11 protein-coding genes and 9 pseudogenes are annotated in these 18,253 nt (G+C 60.9%); 13 read left to right on the forward strand and 7 right to left on the reverse strand.

Annotated elements, in window-relative coordinates:
* Positions 1–59: 59 nt before the first annotated feature.
* Positions 60–1,454: a pitrilysin family protein gene (locus ABVK50_RS03740; protein ID WP_353646034.1), complete on the reverse strand. Its 1,395-nt coding sequence runs from the start codon at positions 1,452–1,454 to the stop codon at positions 60–62.
* A gap of 578 nt (positions 1,455–2,032) precedes the next feature.
* Between ABVK50_RS03740 and ABVK50_RS03745 the strand changes: the two are divergent.
* Positions 2,033–2,197: pseudogene (locus ABVK50_RS03745) on the forward strand (IS6 family transposase); the annotation flags it as partial.
* 62 nt (positions 2,198–2,259) lie between these two features.
* On the opposite strand, the gene ABVK50_RS03750 reads toward ABVK50_RS03745, so the two are convergent.
* Both ABVK50_RS03750 and ABVK50_RS03755 read right to left on the reverse strand, forming a co-directional pair.
* A complete protein-coding gene (locus ABVK50_RS03750; RefSeq protein WP_353642765.1) occupies positions 2,260–3,594 on the reverse strand; it encodes a HAMP domain-containing sensor histidine kinase in 1,335 nt (444 codons plus the stop codon).
* Positions 3,591–4,250 carry a response regulator transcription factor gene (locus tag ABVK50_RS03755; protein ID WP_353642764.1) on the reverse strand — a complete coding sequence of 220 codons (660 nt, stop codon included), beginning with the start codon at positions 4,248–4,250 and terminating at the stop codon, positions 3,591–3,593. The genes ABVK50_RS03750 and ABVK50_RS03755 overlap by 4 nt, the downstream gene beginning before the upstream one ends.
* A gap of 225 nt (positions 4,251–4,475) precedes the next feature.
* Here ABVK50_RS03755 and ABVK50_RS03760 point away from each other — a divergent pair, with 225 nt between their 5' ends.
* Positions 4,476–4,631, forward strand: coding sequence for a hypothetical protein (locus ABVK50_RS03760; RefSeq protein WP_353642763.1), 156 nt, complete (start codon positions 4,476–4,478; stop codon positions 4,629–4,631).
* 590 nt (positions 4,632–5,221) lie between these two features.
* On the opposite strand, the pseudogene ABVK50_RS03765 reads toward ABVK50_RS03760, so the two are convergent.
* The 4 genes and pseudogenes from ABVK50_RS03765 to ABVK50_RS03780 all read right to left on the reverse strand — a co-directional run.
* Positions 5,222–5,569, reverse strand: a pseudogene (locus ABVK50_RS03765) (helix-turn-helix domain-containing protein); the annotation flags it as partial.
* 34 nt (positions 5,570–5,603) lie between these two features.
* A pseudogene (locus tag ABVK50_RS03770) lies at positions 5,604–6,097 on the reverse strand (insulinase family protein); the annotation flags it as partial.
* Between the two features lie 4 nt (positions 6,098–6,101).
* A complete protein-coding gene (locus tag ABVK50_RS03775) occupies positions 6,102–7,460 on the reverse strand; it encodes a pitrilysin family protein (RefSeq protein WP_353642762.1) in 1,359 nt (452 codons plus the stop codon).
* A gap of 423 nt (positions 7,461–7,883) precedes the next feature.
* Positions 7,884–8,369, reverse strand: a pseudogene (locus ABVK50_RS03780) (beta-ketoacyl-ACP synthase III); the annotation flags it as partial.
* A 502-nt stretch (positions 8,370–8,871) separates the two neighbouring features.
* Here ABVK50_RS03780 and ABVK50_RS03785 point away from each other — a divergent pair.
* The 11 genes and pseudogenes from ABVK50_RS03785 to ABVK50_RS03835 form a co-directional block, all read left to right on the forward strand.
* Positions 8,872–9,545, forward strand: a pseudogene (locus ABVK50_RS03785) (IS3 family transposase); the annotation flags it as partial.
* Positions 9,546–10,199: 654 nt separating this feature from the next.
* A pseudogene (gene ltrA / locus ABVK50_RS03790) lies at positions 10,200–11,388 on the forward strand (group II intron reverse transcriptase/maturase); the annotation flags it as partial.
* A gap of 144 nt (positions 11,389–11,532) precedes the next feature.
* Entirely contained in the window at positions 11,533–12,495 is a 963-nt protein-coding gene (locus ABVK50_RS03795; RefSeq protein ID WP_353642761.1) for an IS481 family transposase, read from the forward strand.
* Positions 12,492–12,857: a hypothetical protein gene (locus ABVK50_RS03800; protein ID WP_353642760.1), complete on the forward strand. Its 366-nt coding sequence runs from the start codon at positions 12,492–12,494 to the stop codon at positions 12,855–12,857. The genes ABVK50_RS03795 and ABVK50_RS03800 overlap by 4 nt, the downstream gene beginning before the upstream one ends.
* Positions 12,858–12,921: 64 nt before the next feature.
* A pseudogene (locus tag ABVK50_RS03805) lies at positions 12,922–13,392 on the forward strand (IS3 family transposase); the annotation flags it as partial.
* Positions 13,393–13,452: 60 nt separating this feature from the next.
* Positions 13,453–14,545 (forward strand): annotated as a pseudogene (locus ABVK50_RS03810) (cytochrome P450); the annotation flags it as partial.
* 43 nt (positions 14,546–14,588) lie between these two features.
* The gene (locus tag ABVK50_RS03815) at positions 14,589–14,834 is read left to right on the forward strand and encodes a ferredoxin (RefSeq protein WP_353642759.1); all 246 of its coding nucleotides are present in this window, start codon (positions 14,589–14,591) and stop codon (positions 14,832–14,834) included.
* 151 nt (positions 14,835–14,985) lie between these two features.
* A pseudogene (locus ABVK50_RS03820) lies at positions 14,986–15,693 on the forward strand (SDR family oxidoreductase); the annotation flags it as partial.
* Between the two features lie 82 nt (positions 15,694–15,775).
* Positions 15,776–16,177: an SDR family oxidoreductase gene (locus tag ABVK50_RS03825; RefSeq protein WP_353647006.1), complete on the forward strand. Its 402-nt coding sequence runs from the start codon at positions 15,776–15,778 to the stop codon at positions 16,175–16,177.
* Between the two features lie 383 nt (positions 16,178–16,560).
* Complete coding sequence (locus ABVK50_RS03830; protein ID WP_353642757.1) at positions 16,561–16,890, forward strand: helix-turn-helix domain-containing protein; 330 nt, start codon at positions 16,561–16,563, stop codon at positions 16,888–16,890.
* Positions 16,865–18,121, forward strand: coding sequence for a HipA domain-containing protein (locus ABVK50_RS03835; RefSeq protein WP_353642756.1), 1,257 nt, complete (start codon positions 16,865–16,867; stop codon positions 18,119–18,121). The genes ABVK50_RS03830 and ABVK50_RS03835 overlap by 26 nt, the downstream gene beginning before the upstream one ends.
* Positions 18,122–18,253 lie beyond the last annotated feature (132 nt).

The raw sequence follows: 18,253 nt of genomic DNA on the forward strand, positions 1-18,253 counted from the left end.
TTCGCTCACCGCGAAAGCTCTCACGAGGGGAGGAAGGGAACGAAATGCGGTTCTGGCCTTCATCCTTTGCCCCCCAGCGGCGGGCCGACGACCATAATGGCGGGCTCGGTCGAAAGCAGCTTCCTCGCCGCTGCCTTGACCTCGTCGAGCGTCACCTGATTGATGAGGGCGGCGCGGCGCTGAATATAGTCGATGCCAAGCTTGTCGAGCTGCAAATCGACGAGCGTGGCTGCCATCGAACGGGAGGAACCTAGATTGAGGATGGCATAGGCGCCGATCACATATTTCTTGCTCGCCTCGAGCTCGGCCTCGGTCGGACCCTCGTCCGCCATCTCCTTCACCACCTCGCGCACCAGCTTGAGCGTCTCGGCGGCACAGTCGGAGCGCGTGGCCGTCTTGACGACGAGCACGTTGGAATGCTGGTGGTCGACCAGGCGGGAATAGGCGCCATAGGCAAGGCCGCGCTTTTCGCGCACCTCGTCCCACAGGCGCGACGTGAAGGCCGAGTTGCCGAGGATTTGGTTCAGCAGCACCGCGGCGTAGAAGTCCGGCGCGCTGCGCTTGACGCCAGGAAAGGCGAGCTTCAGCGACGTCTGCGGCAGGTCGTAGTCGACCGCCACCTGCTGGCCGAGCTTGGGATCGACATCGGCGACGGGGGCGAGGGTCTGCTTCTGAGGCAAATCGCCGAACAGCTGGTCGAGCTTTCTGCCCAGCGTCTTGGCATCAATGTCGCCGACCACCGCCACATGCAGGCCGTCGCGGGCAAAAATGGCCTCGTGGAAGGCCCTGAGATCGGCCGGTGTGATGGCGGCGAGGCTCTCTTTGGTGCCTTCGTCCGGCCGCGAATAAGGATGTGCGCCATAGATCGCGCGCAGCCATTTGCGCTTGGCGATCGCCTCGGGGTCGCGCTCATTGGCGATGATGCCGGTCAGCACCTGGGCGCGGGTGCGGTCGATCGGCGCCTGGTCGAAGCGCGGCCTGTTGACCGCGAGCCGAAGCAGATCCAAAGCGGCGTCCTGCTGTTCGGATAGCATGCGCATCGAGCCATAAATGCCATCGCGCTGCGCCTCGAAGCTCATCTCGACGCCCGTATCTTCGAGCTTCACCTGGAAGGCGTCGCTGTCGAGATCGCCGGCGCCCTCGGCGAACAGACCGGTCATCAGATTGGCGAGCCCCTCCTGGCCGGCCGGATCCTGCGTGGCGCCGCCGTCGAAGGCGAACTGGATGGTGATGATCGGCACCGTATGGTCCTCCACCAGCCAGGCGGTGATGCCCTTTTCAGATTTCACCTCCTGGATAGTCATCGCAGCATGGGCGGTGAGCGCCGTCGGGATGAGGAAGAGAATGGCGAAGACAAGGGTCGCCAACGGAGTGGCGTGGCGCTTGGGCCTCCCTTCTCCCACAACGGGAGAGGGCAAAGCGCATGCAAAGGCGCCGCGATGTTGGTTCGTCATCATCTCACTTCTCCGTTTTGGGCAAGAGATAGCCGGTGGTCGAATGGTCGGGCACGATAGTGGCGGGCCTTGCTCGTGCTGAAGAGGACGGAGCGCGCTGCCGCGGAGCGGCTAGCACGCGTCGTGGGACTTGAGAGCGATGGAATTGACTGGGGGTCTTCCGTCTTGATTGACCGGATCTCCCGTCCGTCAGCTCCAAACTTGGTCTGTGGCGCTTCTCAGGTTGCTATTCGGCCATCGGAATGTCGCATTTTTCGCCGGCCAGTGCAGCGCCGGCCACCTGCAGAAAAAGTGCGAGGTCCGGACGGTCTTCATAAGGTGTCTCTGTTGGGTTGTTCCACTAGCTGCCTTTGTGGCAGCCGTAGCTGAAGGCAACCTGAAAGCTTCCGGCGATTTGCGCGACGGTGGCGTCAAGGTTCCGTCATAAGGGAAGGTTTTTGCCTCCGATCTGGAAGTTCGGCACACCTGACGCGACTACAGTTCGTTGCCGACGACAAGCCCCTTGCCCCGGTATAACGGGGCTACACCCATCTCCGATTCTGAAAACCGGCTCCGGGATCGGTCACGGCGGTTGCTGAAGGGTCCGGCAGAGCCAATATCTTAACAGCCGGATCGAGCAGAATCACCGGCGCATCAAGCGCAATTCACAACCTGCTCCGCGTCATGCTCGCTACTTGCATTGCAGAAGGCAAGCGAGATACGCCTTCAATCGGAACCCATCCTTGAAACAGTTCGCCATTCTCGTGCCTGACCAGCAGCGCACAATGTTCCATACGCCCAACTTAGTTGTTGCAATAAACCAAAGTCATTCAGGGAATCGAATAATCGCCTCAAAACCATCCTCGCGACCGCGGGCAGGGGAGGCGAATTCAAGACGGGCACCCATCCGCTCGATAAACATATTAGCGATGTGGAGACCAAGGCCTGAGCCCGCCGCTGGCGTCGCACCACGCCAAAATCGCTTTGTTAAATTTTCAAGATCTGAGGGGGGCACTGCCGGTCCCGCGTTTGCGATGGCGATGGTTCCGTCACTACGGACGGAGATCGTTATTGGAGCGTCGGGCAGTCCATGTGTGAGCGCGTTCTCTATCAGGTTACGAAGGGGGAAAGCAAACGCATCGACGTCCACTTTGCGCATCAACGCGGGGCAGCCGTCGACGTCGAGGATTAGCCGTCCGGCATAATGCGGTTTTTTCCTGAAGTCCTCAATTTCTAGCTGAACCGTTCGGACAAGATCGATGGCCTGGTCTGCGATGCCGATCCCCGATTCGGCCCGCGCGAGTTGAAGCAGTTTTTCGACAAAGCAGCTAAGGCTCAACAGCGATCTCTCGACACCGCGCGCACGCATTTTCGCCGAGCCCTGGGGAAGTTCGGCCACTAACCTCTGCATCTGAGCGAATGCACCTGCGATCGGCGTTCGCAGTTCATGTGCACTGTTTGTGGCGAACTCGCGTTCGGCCTCGAGGGTCGTCCGCAGACGTTCAAGCAGCCGATCGACGGAGGCCGCGATGGGGGCCAATTCTGCCGGGAGGCCGCTTGAGCCCATCAGTGAGAGATTGCCGCCGTCGCGCAATCCGATCTCCCGCCGCAATACTTCGATCGGCGCCAGTGACCGCCGGAACACAATCCACGAGAGGGTTACGCTAAAGGGCAGGAAGACGAGTATCGGAAGGAAGAGTGAAACTGCGGCGTCCATGATTGCCTTATGGCGGATAGAGAGCGGTTGTGCCATGTGAAGAGTGTTGCCGTCGTCCATCTTCAGTGTATACCAGCGGTCAGTAGCGGTGTACGAAAACCCTTCAGGCAATGGAGCGGAAGGGAACGGCGGATTTTCCGGCGAATAGATGAGCACCTTCCCGTCACGGTTGCGAACCTGATACCACATAGTCCAATTGTTTTCGAAACTGGGCGCATGGCCAGGTACGCCAGCAATGTAGTCAGAGTTCGGTTCCCCATTCAGAACATCAATCAGCGTCGGCTCCAGGGACTTGGCATGTAGCTCCAGTAGGTTATCGGAGAGTACGTTGACAACTTCGTACAGCTTCAGCGCAGCAATGGTGGGAGCGAAAACCCAAACCAGGAGCGTTGCGCCGCCCAGCCCCATTATCAGTCTGCGCGTCAGGCTGGGCGGGTTCGTCATTTGTCCACGAACCTGTACCCGATGCCACGCTCGGTCGCTATTCGGTCCGCGCCGATCTTCTTGCGGAGCCGACTGACATAGACCTCCACCGTGTTGCTCGCGAACCGCGAATTGCAATCATAGAGCGCGTCCTCGATTTTCCTCTGCGAAACTACCATTCCGGGCCGGCATAGAAGGCAGTCGAGCACCGCCCATTCGCGTGCAGTCAACCTGACCTCCCGCCCGTCGCGGTAGAGGCGTCGCTCGGCCGAATGTATGGTTAACGTCCCGAAAGACAATCTAGGCTCCGGGGAGTGCTTATGGCGACGCGCCACGGCATGAATGCGCGCGGAGAGTTCGCCAAGATCGAACGGCTTGATCAGATAGTCGTCGGCTCCCACGTTGAGCACGTAGATGCGATCCGAGACCTGATCGCGAGCTGTCAGGATGATGACCGGCGTCGAATCAAACCGCTTGGTCATCTCCCGCAGGTAGTCTACGCCGCTGCCGTCTGGCAGGCGAATGTCGAGCAGGATAAGCTTGTAGGTCACCGAAGCTGTGAAGTCCCGCGCTTGGGACAGGGTCTTGGCCCAGTCGACCGCGTGGCCACCAGCCGCCACATGTTCGCGAACAGCACTGCCAATGGCCTGGTCGTCTTCAATGAGCAGCATTCGCATTCGGTGTTCCGATCTTCCAGGTCGAGCGTGAGACTCTTGCCTTATTGGTGGAACCTGAAGCTAAGCTGAACCGCCGTGGCGAAAAATATCCGGGGGCTTTCAGGTTGCTGTCAGTTGCAGGTGCCAGAAAGGGCGTGATTCGAACAACCGATTAGTCTTACAGTAACAAGTTTAGTTAACGATTGATTGCCAGACTGGCAATTCGTGCTTCATGTGGAGGGAGCTATGAATCTCCAGGACGGAACCGAAACAAGTGAATCGCGTTTTGCGGCCTATGTCGAGACGCTTTCGTCGGCATTGGATCGTGCCGATCAGGTTGCGCCCGCCAGATATCCCGCGGGGCAGTGCAGGGACGACGGTGGTCACATTGAGAAAAAGTGACGTTGATCAGCGGGAATGGATTGGTGGCGTGGGAAGCGTTGATGTCACGATGTCAGCCCATAACCTCGCAATGTTCGCGGCACGCCGCGTCCACCACGTCATCGACCCCGTCGAGGATCTCGGCTGGCATCTTGTTTTCAAGCCAGCCATTCGCCGAAACGAACCACAGCGCCCTTTGCCGGGTTGAAAGCTCGGCCGGGAGCGCCTGCAGGATCTGCTTGATCGCAGGGTGCGGTTTGCCATCCCGGAAATGGAAGGCCGGACAATATTCCGCGGTGCTGGACGGAGAGATTTCGGCCGATTTCTTCCACCGGGCCGCAGTGGCTTAGGGTTCTTTGTCCGCAACCCTGATTGCGCGCCGATCTCGGTGCTGGTCAGTTGCGGTACTTCGGCAATGAACCAATCGCGCTATTCCAAATTGTCAGCTGCTATGGCGCCACGAACGGACGCCAGGAAGGCGGCCAGCTTGCCGATGGCAACCTCAAGCCTATTTTCCTCAAGATTGCCGCTGACGCGACAACGGCCTGGAGGAAGAGCGGATTGCGGCCGTCCGCCCTCGCGCAGTGGTGCCGCGTCTGGAGCGCAACCAATCAGAGTTTTTCTTTGTCGAAGCCACGGCGTGCCTCGACCACGCTGGCGTGGTTGTCCTCGGCCCACTGAAACAGGTGCTTCATCGCCGCGTGGATCGAACGCCCTGAGTCGGTCAATGAATATTCGACGCTCGGCGGCGTCGTCGGGAAAACGTCGCGATGCACGTAACGGTCGCGCTGCAGGTCGCGGAGAGTCTGTGTCAGCATGCGTTGCGAGATATCCGGAACCAGCCGCCGTAGTTGGCCGAACCTGTAGGGTTGCTCGGCTAGTGCCATAAGTAACAGCCCGCTCCATCTGCCCGACACGTTCTGCACCACATCGCGGATCGGGCAGTTGGCGATGCTGCCATTCGCCGAGCGGCTGCTTGATCACCGTCATGCGGCGGTCGATCGGCGCCTGGTCAAAGCGCGGCCTGTTGACCGCCAGCCGAAGCAGATCCAAAGCGGCGTCCTGCTGTTCGGATAGCATGCGCATCGAGCCATAAATGCCATCGCGCTGCGCCTCGAAGCTCATCTCGACGCCCGTATCCTCGAGCTTCACCTGGAAGGCGTCGCTGTCGAGATCGCCGGCGCCCTCGGCGAACAGACCGGTCATCAGATTGGCGAGCCCCTCCTGGCCGGCCGGATCCTGCGTGGCGCCGCCGTCGAAGGCGAACTGGATGGTGATGATCGGCACCGTATGGTCCTCCACCAGCCAGGCGTCGATGCCTTTTTCAGATTTCACGTCCTGGATGCTTAGGCGTTGAGCGCCGGCAGGATGAGGAACGAAACGGCGAGGAGAAGGGTCGCAAGCGGGGTGGCCAGGCCGGCGCTCCCCCGTGCCACAAGGGGAGAGGGCAAGTCGGGTGCAAAGGCGCCGCGATGTTGGTTCGTCATCATCTCACTTCTCCGTTTTTGGCAAGAGATAGCCGGTGGTCGAATGGTCGAGCTCGAGATAGCGGGCGGCGACGGCCTTCACCTGGTCGGCTGTGACCTTGCGGATGCGGTCCGGCCATTCCTGGACGTCCTGCACGGTGCCGCCGGTGGCGAGCGTGGAGCCAAACAAATTGGCCACATGGTACTGCTCGTCGCGGGCGAAGATTTGGGAGCGGACACAGCGGTTCTTGGCCTTTTCCAGCTCGTCATCGGTCACACCGTCCTTGACGATGCGGGCGATCACTGCATGGGCCGCCGCCTCCAGATCGGCGAGCTTGGCATCGCCGCGCGGCGAGCCGTAGATGGTGAAGGCGGTGGCATCCAGCGTGGTGCCCTCGAAATACGCGCCGGCCTCGGCGGCAAGGCCCTGTTTCACCACCAGTTGTTGGTAGAGGCGGCTGCGATTGCCGCGGCCGAGGATCTCCGCCAGGAGGTCGAGTGCCTCGGCCTCACCGGGCTCGGCCGTGTTATAGGACGGCACCACCCAATGCGTGGAAAAGCCGGGCACCGAAACGCGCGCGTCGGCCAGCGTCACCGTGCGCCTGGTATTCTGCTCCGGCTCGGCCGGGCGGATGCGCGGCGACAGGTTCGGTCCGCGGGGGAATCTACCATAGGTCTTCTCGGCCAGCGCCTTCACCGTCTCCGGCTCGACATCGCCGGCCACCACCAGCACGGCGTTGTTGGGCCGATAATATAGTTCGTAGAAGTTGAAGGCGTCGGTCCGGTTCAGCTTCTCCATCTCGTGCATCCAGCCGATGACCGGGATGCGGTAGGGATGGTTCCGCCACAGCGTCGCGTCGATTTCCTCTTGCAGCACCGCCTGCGGATCGTTGTCGACGCTCGAACGGCGCTCCTCCAGGACCACGTCGCGCTCGGTCTCGATATCATCATCGGTGAGGACGAGGTTGAACATGCGATCGGCCTCGAAGCGCATCATCTGCTCCAACGCTGAAGGCGCCACCGTCTCGAAATAGGCGGTATAGTCGTTGGAGGTAAAGGCATTGCTCCAGCCACCGATGGCAGAGACGGCGCGGCCGAGGTCGCCTGCGGCGTGGTCGGTCGTCGCCTTGAACATCAGATGTTCGAAGAAATGGGCAATGCCTGATTTGCCCAGCGGCTCGTCGGCGCTGCCCACCTTGTACCACACCATATGGGTGACGATCGGCGCGCGGTGATCGGGGACGACGACCACCTCCATGCCGTTGTCAAGCAGGAAGTGCGTCACCTTGCCGTCATCGGTGGCGGCCAGAACCGGAGTGCTCGCCACCAAGGCGAGCGAGGTCGCAGCAAGCGTCCTGCGAAGCCAGCCAGGCTGAAGTTTCATTGACGGTGGCGGGGGCGGGGCGAAAGTCATTGGCGGGCAGCGCCGAGCCGGGTGATCAACCGTTTTTACGCTGCTAAGGCTCATTTGAGCGTGATCTTTGGACGAGTCCGGCAGATCGGCGGCGGCGGTCAGGTTCAGAAAACGTGCTGAGGTCGGGACGACGGTCTTCATAAAGGCCCTCTGTTGGCTGTGCTCCAATTGGCTGCCCTTGTGGCAGCCGTAGCTGACAGCGGCCTGAAAGCGCCGGCGATTTTTGCGCGACCGGGATTCAGCGTAGCGTCATCTTCCGTCAACTCACCCTAGAGGTGGCTCGGCAAAATTGGACAGGGTGATAAGTGGAATTTCTGCCTGAGATCGGGATGAGTGCCGGAACAGGAGAATCACGAATGAGCAGACGACCACGCCGGAACCACAGCCCGGGGACGCCACATGCAGCCCCGCTGCCGCCGACGAGCAGCCGAGGCCCATGTCGAAAGCCGCACCCTTGATCCCCAGCGCGTTCTGGATCTCGATGCCGATCGCCGGATAGGGCCGCTGGTGATGCGAGGCCGCGCAGATCACGAGGTCGATGTCTTCGGGGCCAAGCCCCGCATCGTCGAGCGCCCGCCGCGCCGATGCCACGCCGAACTCCGCCATCACCGACAATTCGTCGTCGCCGCGCGGCGGGATGCGCGGCGTCATCCGCTCGGGATCGAGAATCCCGTCCAGCACCAGCACGTGGCGCTTCTTCACCCCCGACGCATAGACGATGAAATCGGTGTCCGATTTCGCCAGCTTCTCTTCGCCGGTGATCTCGCGGCGCGCGTTCTCCGCGTCCATCCAGATGTTGAAGCTGTCGACGAGTTCCTCATTGGTGATCGAGGCCTCGGGGATGACGACGCCGACGCCGCTGATGATGACGCGATGCATGCTGCTGAACGATCCCCGTGCGGTTGCCGCGACCCTGCGCGTTTCAATTAGATAGTGGACGGCGTTGGCTTGAGGGCTTTGGAAAGACACGGCCGCCAATCACCTGGGCTTCGCCCGCGTCTCTCTGCCCTCCGGCGAGCAGTCTCTCGTGTTCACGCAAGGAGCGCTGCGCGGCTGGTCCGATCATGCCAGCGAGACCCTCGAACAGCCAAGGCACGAAGAGCGCGTAGCGCACGAGTATGCAGGACCGACGTGCCGGGAAAAAAGCGGCCGACGTAACGCTGGTGGATTGTCAGCAAACCTATCTCGTCGCGCACGCCCTGGACTGTTCGTCCATCTGTGCCTTCGCGCGGGCGAGCGCCTCGCATCGAAGCGTAAACCTCCGCTCGTTTACTTCCCAGCCTCTACACCAGTTCCGACTTTAGCTTTACGCCAGAGAGGTGGTGCCGGTTTCTGAGACAGGGGCATAAGGTGGATCGACCGATGAAAAGGACGATCCAGTATGAAGACACGCAGACGGTTTGCGGCCGCGTTCAAGGCCAAGGTGGCGCTTGAGGCGATCCGCGGCGAGCGGACGATTTCGGAGTTGGCGACGAAGCACCAGCTTCACCCGAACCAGATCACCCAGTGGAAACGGCAGGCCATCGACAGGCTGGCCAAGGTGTTCGATGACAAGGCCTCCGACGCGCAGGTCGACCGGGAAGCCGAGGTGACGAAACTGCACGCCAAGATTGGTCAACTCGTTGTCGAGCGAGATTTTTTGGCCAAGGCCTTCGATCGCTGAGCCTGGATCGGAGGAGAATGATGATTGATCCCGATCACAACCGGCTCTCAATCCGCCGCCAGTGCGAACTGGTCTCGATCTCACGGGCGTCGTTCTATCGTCAGCCCGCTGGCGAGCCGACCGAAAACCTGGAATTGATGCGCCTCATTGACGAGGCCTTCATGGAAACGCCCTGGTATGGCTCGCGGCAGATGGCGCGGCATCTGCGTCGCCAGGGCTGGTGCGTCGGCCGCAAGCGGGTCCGCCGGCTCATGCGCAAGATCGGTCTGTCGCCGATCTACCAGGCTCCGAAGACCAGCGAGCCGCATCCGCAGCACCGCATCTATCCCTACCTGCTGCGGCATCTGAGCATCGAGAGGCCGGACCAGGTCTGGTGCGCCGACGTGACCTACAGTGCGCCTCGTCCCGGATGGTCCGGGGTGCATATGACTGGAATGCATTGAGAAAGGAGGATTTGAAGAATGCCCTGCTCCCTGCTGTGAGGGGGCATGAGCCCAAGCGGCGGTGACCTGTCGTCAACTGGCAGGGTGACGTAGCCCGCAGGTAAAGGGAATTGAGGCGAAGCCGTTACGCCGAGATGGTTCCCGAGGCTGTAGCACTGGAAGGTTGAGGAACACGAACCGGTTAATCCGCATCCGAGGGCTGAAATGTCGCCTTCGCCTACACGGCTTAACAGGCGAAATGCTGATGAGGTCGCCGGAGACGTATGTCGGCGGCATCCGAATGTGGGCGTACATGTAGGTCGCCTGCAGGGAGCCATGGGAAGAACACAGCCAGACCATGGCAGCGGCATCGACTTGCGGGACGCAAGGACAAGGACTGCGACCGGCAACCTCCCCAGTGCGTGGAATGTCCAGCATATGAACGAGGGAAGGCATGATGGAATGCCCACGATGTTCCGCGTCGCAAGGGAGTTGACCCTGATGTCCATCATGCTGGCGGAGTTCCCGTAGTAGTCCGCGGCAGGGAAAGCCTGCCACATGGCGAAGGGGAACAGTTCAATCTGCTTGGAGTGCGAATTACCTGACCAAATGAGGTGAAGACCTTTGATAATCAGCGAAATGCAGCACAAGCTCGCAACATGGGCTGAAAGCGATCCGAACCGGCGGTTCGATCGTCTTCTTCGGCTCATTGCCGATCGGGAATGGCTTGCCGAGGCCGCCCGGATCGTTCTGGCGTCAAGTGGCGCCCAGACGCCGGGCATTGACGGAATGGATAAGCAACGCATGCAGGCCGGGCTGGATCGCCATCTGGCCGACCTGCGGATGAACCTGCTGAAGGGCACCTATCGCCCGAAGCCGGTCAAGCGGATCTATATCCCTAAAGCCAATGGCAAGCTACGACCACTGGGTATACCGACCCTGACAGACCGCATTGTCCAGCGCGCCATGCTGATGGCCATGGAGCCGATCTGGGAAAGCGACTTCCATCGCCTGTCCTATGGCTTCCGGCCGGAACGCAGCGTGCACCATGCCGTTCGTACCGTGAAGATACAGCTACAGGATGGCGGCGGCACGAAGGGCCGCTGGATCATCGAAGGTGATCTGGCAAGCTACTTCGACACCGTTCATCACCGGTTGCTTCTTCGATGCGTGCGACGACGGGTGCAGGACGGACGGTTTGTCGATCTACTCTGGCGAATCCTGAAGGCAGGCCACCTCGATCGTGGTCTGTTTATGGCGTCCAGCGAGGGTGTTCCGCAAGGCGGCGTGCTGTCGCCGCTCCTGTCCAACATCATGCTTCACGAGTTTGATGCGTGGCTGGAGGCGAAATATCTGAACCGGAAAGCCCGCAAGGATCGCTGGGCATGGAACTTTGGCATTCAGCAGGGACGCCCCATAACGGGTCGAGAGAACCGGCAATGGAAACCTGCGATTGCCTATTGTCGCTATGCCGATGACTTCGTTGTCATCGTCAAAGGGACGAAGGTCCATGCCGAGGAAATCCGCGAGGAATGCCGGGCCTTTCTGGAAGACCGCCTGAAGCTGACGTTGAATATGGAAAAGACCCATATCACCCACGTCGATGACGGGTTCGTCTTTCTGGGGCATCGGATCATTCGCAAGCGAGGGTCGGGCGGACGAATGTCCGTCGTCACGACGATACCCAAGGAAAAGGCCAAGGCGTTTGTTCGCAAACTGACCGAGACCCTTTCCGGCAAATCATGATGTTGGCAAGGTCGACATGGTGGACCGCCTGAACCGCCAACTGGCGGGATGGGCGGCCTTCTACAAGTTGTGAGGTCCGACGACATCGTTTCAACTTTCCGATCGTCAGATGAGCCTCTGCGATGCGATGCTGATCCTGTTGCTGCTGTGGACCTGTGGGCAGCGCAGGAGCGCTGTCCACAGGTCCACAGCTTAAGAGGCGAGGAAAGCTATGGATCTGACAAAGGCACGTCTCGCGTGGGTCGAGCTTTATGCCAAGACCGGGGATGCCGGACTGGTGTGCCGCCGCTGCGGCATCTCCCGACCCACCCTGCGCAAGTGGTGGCGCCGCTACCAAGCGGATGGCGAGGCTGGCCTTGTCGATCACAGCCGACGCCCACATCGTCTGGCGACCCAGAAGGTCTTTGCCGACCAGGAAGCACTTATCCTATTGCTGCGCCGAGAGCGGCGGCTCGGGGTCAAGCAACTGCGCAACGAGCTGATCCGGCAGCACGACCTGACGCTGTCACTCGACACCATCCATCGGACGCTCGTCCGCCATGGCGAGCAGGTGCTGAAGCGGCCGCGACGGTGGCGCAAGGGCGAACGACGCTACAGCCGCCCCATCCCCGGAGACCGTGTCCAAATGGACGTCTGCAAGATCAGGCCAGGCGTCTATCAGTATACCGCGATCGACGATTGCAGCCGCTACAAGGTGCTCGGCGTCTACAGCCGCGCCACGGGCGCCAACACCCTCGACTTTCTGGAGCGGGTCATCGAGGAGATGCCGTTTCCGATCCAGCGGATCCAAACCGATCGCGGTCGTGAATTCTTCGCCGAGGCGGTTCAGCAGCGCTTGATGGATTGGGCCATCAAGTTTCGGCCGATCCCGCCCCGGTCGCCCCATCTGAACGGCAAGATCGAGCGGACGCACCGCGCTGATCGGGAAGAATTCTGGGACACGGTTAATCCGAAGGATCCGGAGATCGAGGCGAAGCTATCTGAGTGGCAGCATCACTGGAATTGGCACCGGCCGCACACCGCGCTGGGCGGCATGTCACCCATCGACCGTGTGTGCGAACTCCTCGACAAGACTCCTCTCGGCGAAGCTGTTGAGACGGCCTACGACGGCAGCCGCGAGCGCATCAGGGTTGCCGATTTCCGGCTAGACACCGCTCTGGCCCAGCTGAAATGATGTCCCCAGACCCTACATACAAGTTCACCGACTTCACAGCACGCACCTTCCGGCACATCGACCATGTCGTGTTCTGGAAACTGGCGCATTGGCTGGCGCGAAAATATCGGTCACGCATCAAACCATTGATGCGGAGCTGGTATCGAGCGCCGGATGCGGGCAAGGCAAAAACCTGGCTCGTCTACGGACGAAGTGAACGCGGAAACCGTGTCGGCAAAGCGCTGCGCCGAATGGTATCGAGTCCCAAGGCGCAGTTCCGATGGCGGAACCCGGAGATCAATCCATACATCTTCCGGATCGAATCTCGCAGCACCGTCACCTCAAACTATCATGATGTTGCTATGGCCATGGGCCAAGATTGAATAGAGGCCCGTATGCGCTGAAAGGTGCACGTACGGTTCGGGGAGGAGAAGCGCAGCAGCGCTTCTTACTCCACTCCCGATGCGGCGCGGCTTCCTCTATCTCGTCGCCATCATGGACTGGTTCAGCCGCAAGGTGCTGGCCTGGCGGCTATCGAACACCATGGATGCCGACTTCTGCGTCGCCGCTCTCGAAGAAGCGATCGCCCGTCATGGCAGGCCCGACATCTTCAACACCGATCAGGGAAGCCAGTTCACCAGCTTCGCCTTCACAACGACGCTCAAGGACGCCGGCATCCGTATCTCCATGGACGGGCGCGGCCGCTGGATGGACAACGTCTTCATCGAGAGGTTGTGGCGCAGCCTCAAATACGAGTGCGTGTTCCTCAGCGCATTCGAGACGGGAAGCGAAGCCCGCAACGGCATCGGTTCATGGATCGACTACTACAACCGGCGACGCCCGCACTCGACCTTCGACGGCAGAACACCCGACGAGGCCTATGCTATCGCGGACATGACGGAGCAACTGGCGGCGTAAAAACAAACCCGATCCACCTTAGCCAAGCCGCCAAACTGTCTCGCAAGGCGGGTCCACCTCTCTGTCGCCTGTGTCCATGCCGGGCCGCCGATCTTTTATTCCCCCTTCAACACGCGCGATGGCCGGGGCACCTGGGTCATCACTCGCGCCAGAGATCAGCGCAGGATGCTGCAGGATGCCGAAACCTTTTCCAGCCATCGCAGCATCTTCGCCTCCGCGCTGGGCGAAAACTGGCCGATGATTCCGCTTGAACTCGATCCACCGGCCCATAGCGTGTTTCGCTCGCTGCTCAATCCGCTGCTTTCGCCCAAGGGCGGCTGTCCGCGAGCGGGCAATCACTCTGACTGAGTGGATCGCCGCATCGGGCACAAGCTGCGACGTCATGAAGGATTTTGCCTTTCCTTTCGCGGTCAACATCGTCCTTCGCTTTCTGGGACTACCGGATCACCGACTCGATACATTTGTCGGCTGGGCGAACGATCTGCTCCACGGCGACAATGTGAAACGACCAGCTGCGGCCCGTACTATTGTGGCGTTCATCGACGAACTTGCAGCCGTTCGACGCAAAGAACCGGCCGACGATTTCATGACCTTCGTCGTGCAAGCACAGGTCGAGGGCCGCCGGCTGACCCACGAGGAGGTCCGTGGGATCGGCGTACTTCTGTTCGTCGCCGGACTCGACACAGTTGCAGCCGCGATAGGGTTCGACTTGGCCTATCTCGCGCGCAACCCAAAGGACCAGCAATGGCTGCGGAGCGAACCGGACCGGATCGTGGTTGCCGCCGAAGAATTATTGCGCGCCTATCCGACCGTGCAAATGATTCGCGTGGCGAAGAAAGACATAGACTTCGAAGGCGCCCCGATCCGTAAGGGGGATTATGTTTCCTGTGCCACGATGATTGCCAATCGTGACCCGGCGGAGTTCGAATCCCCCAACACGATCGATCTGGCGCGACCGGACAACCGCCACGCCGCCTTCGGCTATGGTCCTCACCGCTGCCTTGGCTCGCACCTTGCCCGGCGGGAGATCGTTATCGGTCTCGAGGAGTGGCTGGCGCGCATCCCGTCCTTCCGGATCAAGGAAGGCACGGCTCCCATTACCTCTGGCGGCCATGTGTTCGGGATCGAAAATCTGATCCTGGACTGGTCCTGACCAAGGCCGCCCCGAGCCGCATAAAGAGAATGGAGGCAGCGCTATGCGCATCATCGTCCACAATCCCAAATGCCAGGGTCACGCGCGCTGCTGGGCGCAAGCGCCGCACATTTTCGTGCTTGATGATGAGGGCTACATCCTACCCGGTGACCTTGAGATTTCGGTTGGGAAGCAACCGCTTGCGTCACGAGGCGCGCGATCCTGCCCCGAACGTGCGCTGGAAATCGACCCTACACCCGCTCCGCGGGCGAAATCGGGCGTCCTCAACCCGAAAGTCGGACGAGTTTAGTTGGGGTGGAGCGATGGCGCCGCGTGCTGGAAGGCCGGAGCGCAGCCTCTGTCCTACCAGCGTGCTCGTCCTACTGCGAAGGGGGCATCTGCGGCATCGAAGTGTCTCCCCAGGATCCACAGGCGGATGGCGCAGTCCACGAACCCGGCGGATGCAGCCGGGTGGCGTCATCGTCAACCTCGCCTCGCCGGCGGGCGCAGTTGGCAATCCCAAGCACAACGCCTACGCAACCACGAGAGCGGGCCTGATCTCGTTGACCAAGTTGCTTGCCCACGAGTGGGCTCCTCGCGGGATCCGCGTGACGGCAGCAGCGCCGGGCTACGTGCACACGCCGATGGTCGCGGAATTGGAACGCGCGGGCAAACTGGACCTCGAGGCGGTGCGCCGCCGCGTGCCGATGGGGCGCATGGCGCGACCCGACGAGATTGCCCGGGCCGTGCGTTTTCTGGCCAGCACTCAGGCGCGTTACATCACCGGATCCGTACTGGCCGTCGACGGCGGCTGGATATCATTCAACCGGCCGGGAGATGCGCACCCGCCGGTGCACGGAACGCCTCCAGCCGAACTCGCCCGTTCGGCCGAACGTACCGATGCGCGAATCGTGCTCGTCATGGGTGGCGCAAACGGCATAGGCGCGGCCCTCGTGCGCCGCTTTGGCGCGAACGGCGATACCGTCGTGATTGCTGATAGACATGGCGCTGCAGCGGCAGAGCTTGCTGGATTTCTCGACGGCAAGCACCTGGCGACATCCGTGGACCTGGCCGTCGAAAATGAGGTAGTGGCGCTGTTCGAGGAGCTGCGGGGGCGCCACGGTCGCATCGATGTCCTCGTCAACAGTGCTGCTCTGCCTGACACTTTCGTGCCGCGGATCGAACCACTGCCAGATCAGATCGAACGGGTCCTGGATATTAATCTCACCTACGCACGCGAGGATCAAAGCGATGTGCCCCGGCGGCGTGATCGTCAATCTCGGGCCGATCAACAACGTTCTGCCGTTCACGCCGCGCCATGCCGACCGTGCCGCGAAGGTGGCGATGGACACGCTGACCCGCTGCATGGCGGCCGAACTCGGGCCGGTCGGCATTCGGACCGCAACCGTCGCTGCTGGCTACATTCGCACGCCTAACGTTGCTCAGTTGGCCCAGGACGGCCGCATTGACGCGACGGCGATCAGGCGGCGCATCCCGATGGGCCGGATGGGACAGCCGGAGGATGTCGCTGATGCAGTGTTCTTCCTCGCTTCGTCTAATGCTTCATACGTCAACGGCTCGATCCTATACGTGGACGGCGGCTGGACCTTGGTCAGTGATGCGACGCCAACGAACTCGATGACGAATGTATAGCGGAGGCTGCGGGTTGGTTGTCGACCGTTCGTCAGGCGACGGGCTGCGGCTCATCGAAATCAAAGAGTCGAGAGCCTTACCGGCGGGCCGATCCAGACGGCCAAGGTCACGCCTGTCGAGCTCGCCTCCCCTATCTCGACGAAGCGCTAGCGTCAGCCGGCGCGCAAGCGCGTGGTCAAGAAGAGCCCGGCCCGCGCGTTGAGCACCTGCGCCGGGCGGCGGGCTAACCAAAAGCCCAGGGAGGGCCCAAAGTAGCATTGATCTGTTTGCATATCATTATTGTCGACAACGATACGCGAGCAGATCATCAAAGTCTTGACTTGGGCCGCTGGTCGAGGCACGTTTGCGTAACATCGTGCATTGCAATGATACTTATAGGGATCATGAGGAACTCAGAATCAGAAGTTCTGCGTGAAATCGGCGGCCTTTTTAGGCAAGCGAGGCTGGCCAGTGCCATGACGCAGGAGCAGGTCGCTGATTTGGCGGGTATATCCCGTCCCCGCTACCGCGACATTGAAAAGGGAACCGCAGCAGCGCGTGCGACGACGCTGATGAATGTCGCTCGCGCGCTCGGTCTGGAAATGATGCTGGTTCCGCAATTTATGGTCCCCGCTGTCCAGGCTCTATTGCGTCCGCACGACGATGACGATCGACCTGCCTTTGTTTCTCAACCTGACGATGACGATCATGGCTCCCGTCTTCCGCGCACCTAAGGCGATCCCGTCGCTGGACGTGCTCCTGAACGCACTGAAGGTCGGCACAATCGTTAGGACGCCCGGCGATTTTAATGCATTCAATTTCGATGAGGCTTACCGCGCTACCGGCGGCTTTCCAGTTTTCAGCCTGTCGTTCCGGGCAGCGACGGGAGGGTTGCGAAAAGATTCGAAGCCTCTGGCGGGCGCGTTGCCCGCTTTCTTCGCGAACCTCCTGCCCGAGGAGAAATTGCGCGAGGCGATGGAAAAGCACCACCAAGGCAATGTGCGCCCAGGCAATGATTTCGATCTCTTGGCGGCGCTGGGCGCCGATCTGCCGGGAGCCGTACGCGCATTGCCCAGTGACGGCGCAATTGCGGTGCCGCAGGATGCTTCAAAGGATGAGCCCAAGGCTCGGTTCTCACTTGCCGGTGTGCAGATGAAGCTGTCAGTCATGAAGGACACTGGAAAGGGCGGCGGCCTGACCTTGCCGATGGACGACGAGCAAGGCCGCTACATCGCCAAGTTCCCTTCGGCGCTGTTTCCGAGCGTTTCCGAGAACGAATTCGCCAACCTAGCGCTAGCTGCAGCAATCGGCATGGAGGTGCCTGAATGCGAACTGGTCGAGAAGTCCGATTTTGAGGGCATTCCCGAGGAATTCAACACGCTGTCGGAGGGCAAGGTCCTTCTCGTCAAACGTTTCGATCGCGGGACCGATGGGGACAGGATTCACATTGAGGATTTCGCTCAGGTCTTCGGTGTCTATCCCTCGCGCAAATACGAGGGCGCTGCTTACCATGACATCGCCTCGGCTCTTGGCATGGCCGTCTCGCCTACGGCGGCGCTCGAATTCGTCCGCCGCTTGGCGCTGACTGTCATCACCGGCAATGGCGACATGCACCTGAAGAACTGGTCGTTGATCTATCCCGGAAACGGCTACAAGCCGGCGCTTTCACCAATCTACGACCTACTGTCGACCGTGCCATATCTTCCCGCGGACGCCATGGCGCTGTCGCTTGGAGGGGAGCGCTCGTTCAAGGCGCTAGCAGCACCGCGATGGAAAGCATTTGCGAACCGTGCAAAGCTTCCGGAGCCGGCGGTCTTGAAGGCAGTGGTCGAGACCGTCGAACTCGTCAACGAGCACTGGTGGCATCTGCCTGAGCGCGACGTTGTCGCGAAAAAAGTGCTCGAGCGGATCGACGAGCATGTGAAGGCAATGACGCCGATACTGAACTCCTGCGCCCAGAAGTGAGCCGAGCCCTCTTGGCTTGACGATATGGCGGAATGATCGCCGGCACCGGTGGTCCAGCGGCAACCGCGTATCGTCCAGTCGTCTCAACAGGCGCATTGTCGGCCTCACCAACAAGACGTCAAGAAGCAACAA

The organism is Mesorhizobium sp. WSM2240, from assembly GCF_040438645.1.
Taxonomy (GTDB): domain Bacteria; phylum Pseudomonadota; class Alphaproteobacteria; order Rhizobiales; family Rhizobiaceae; genus Allomesorhizobium.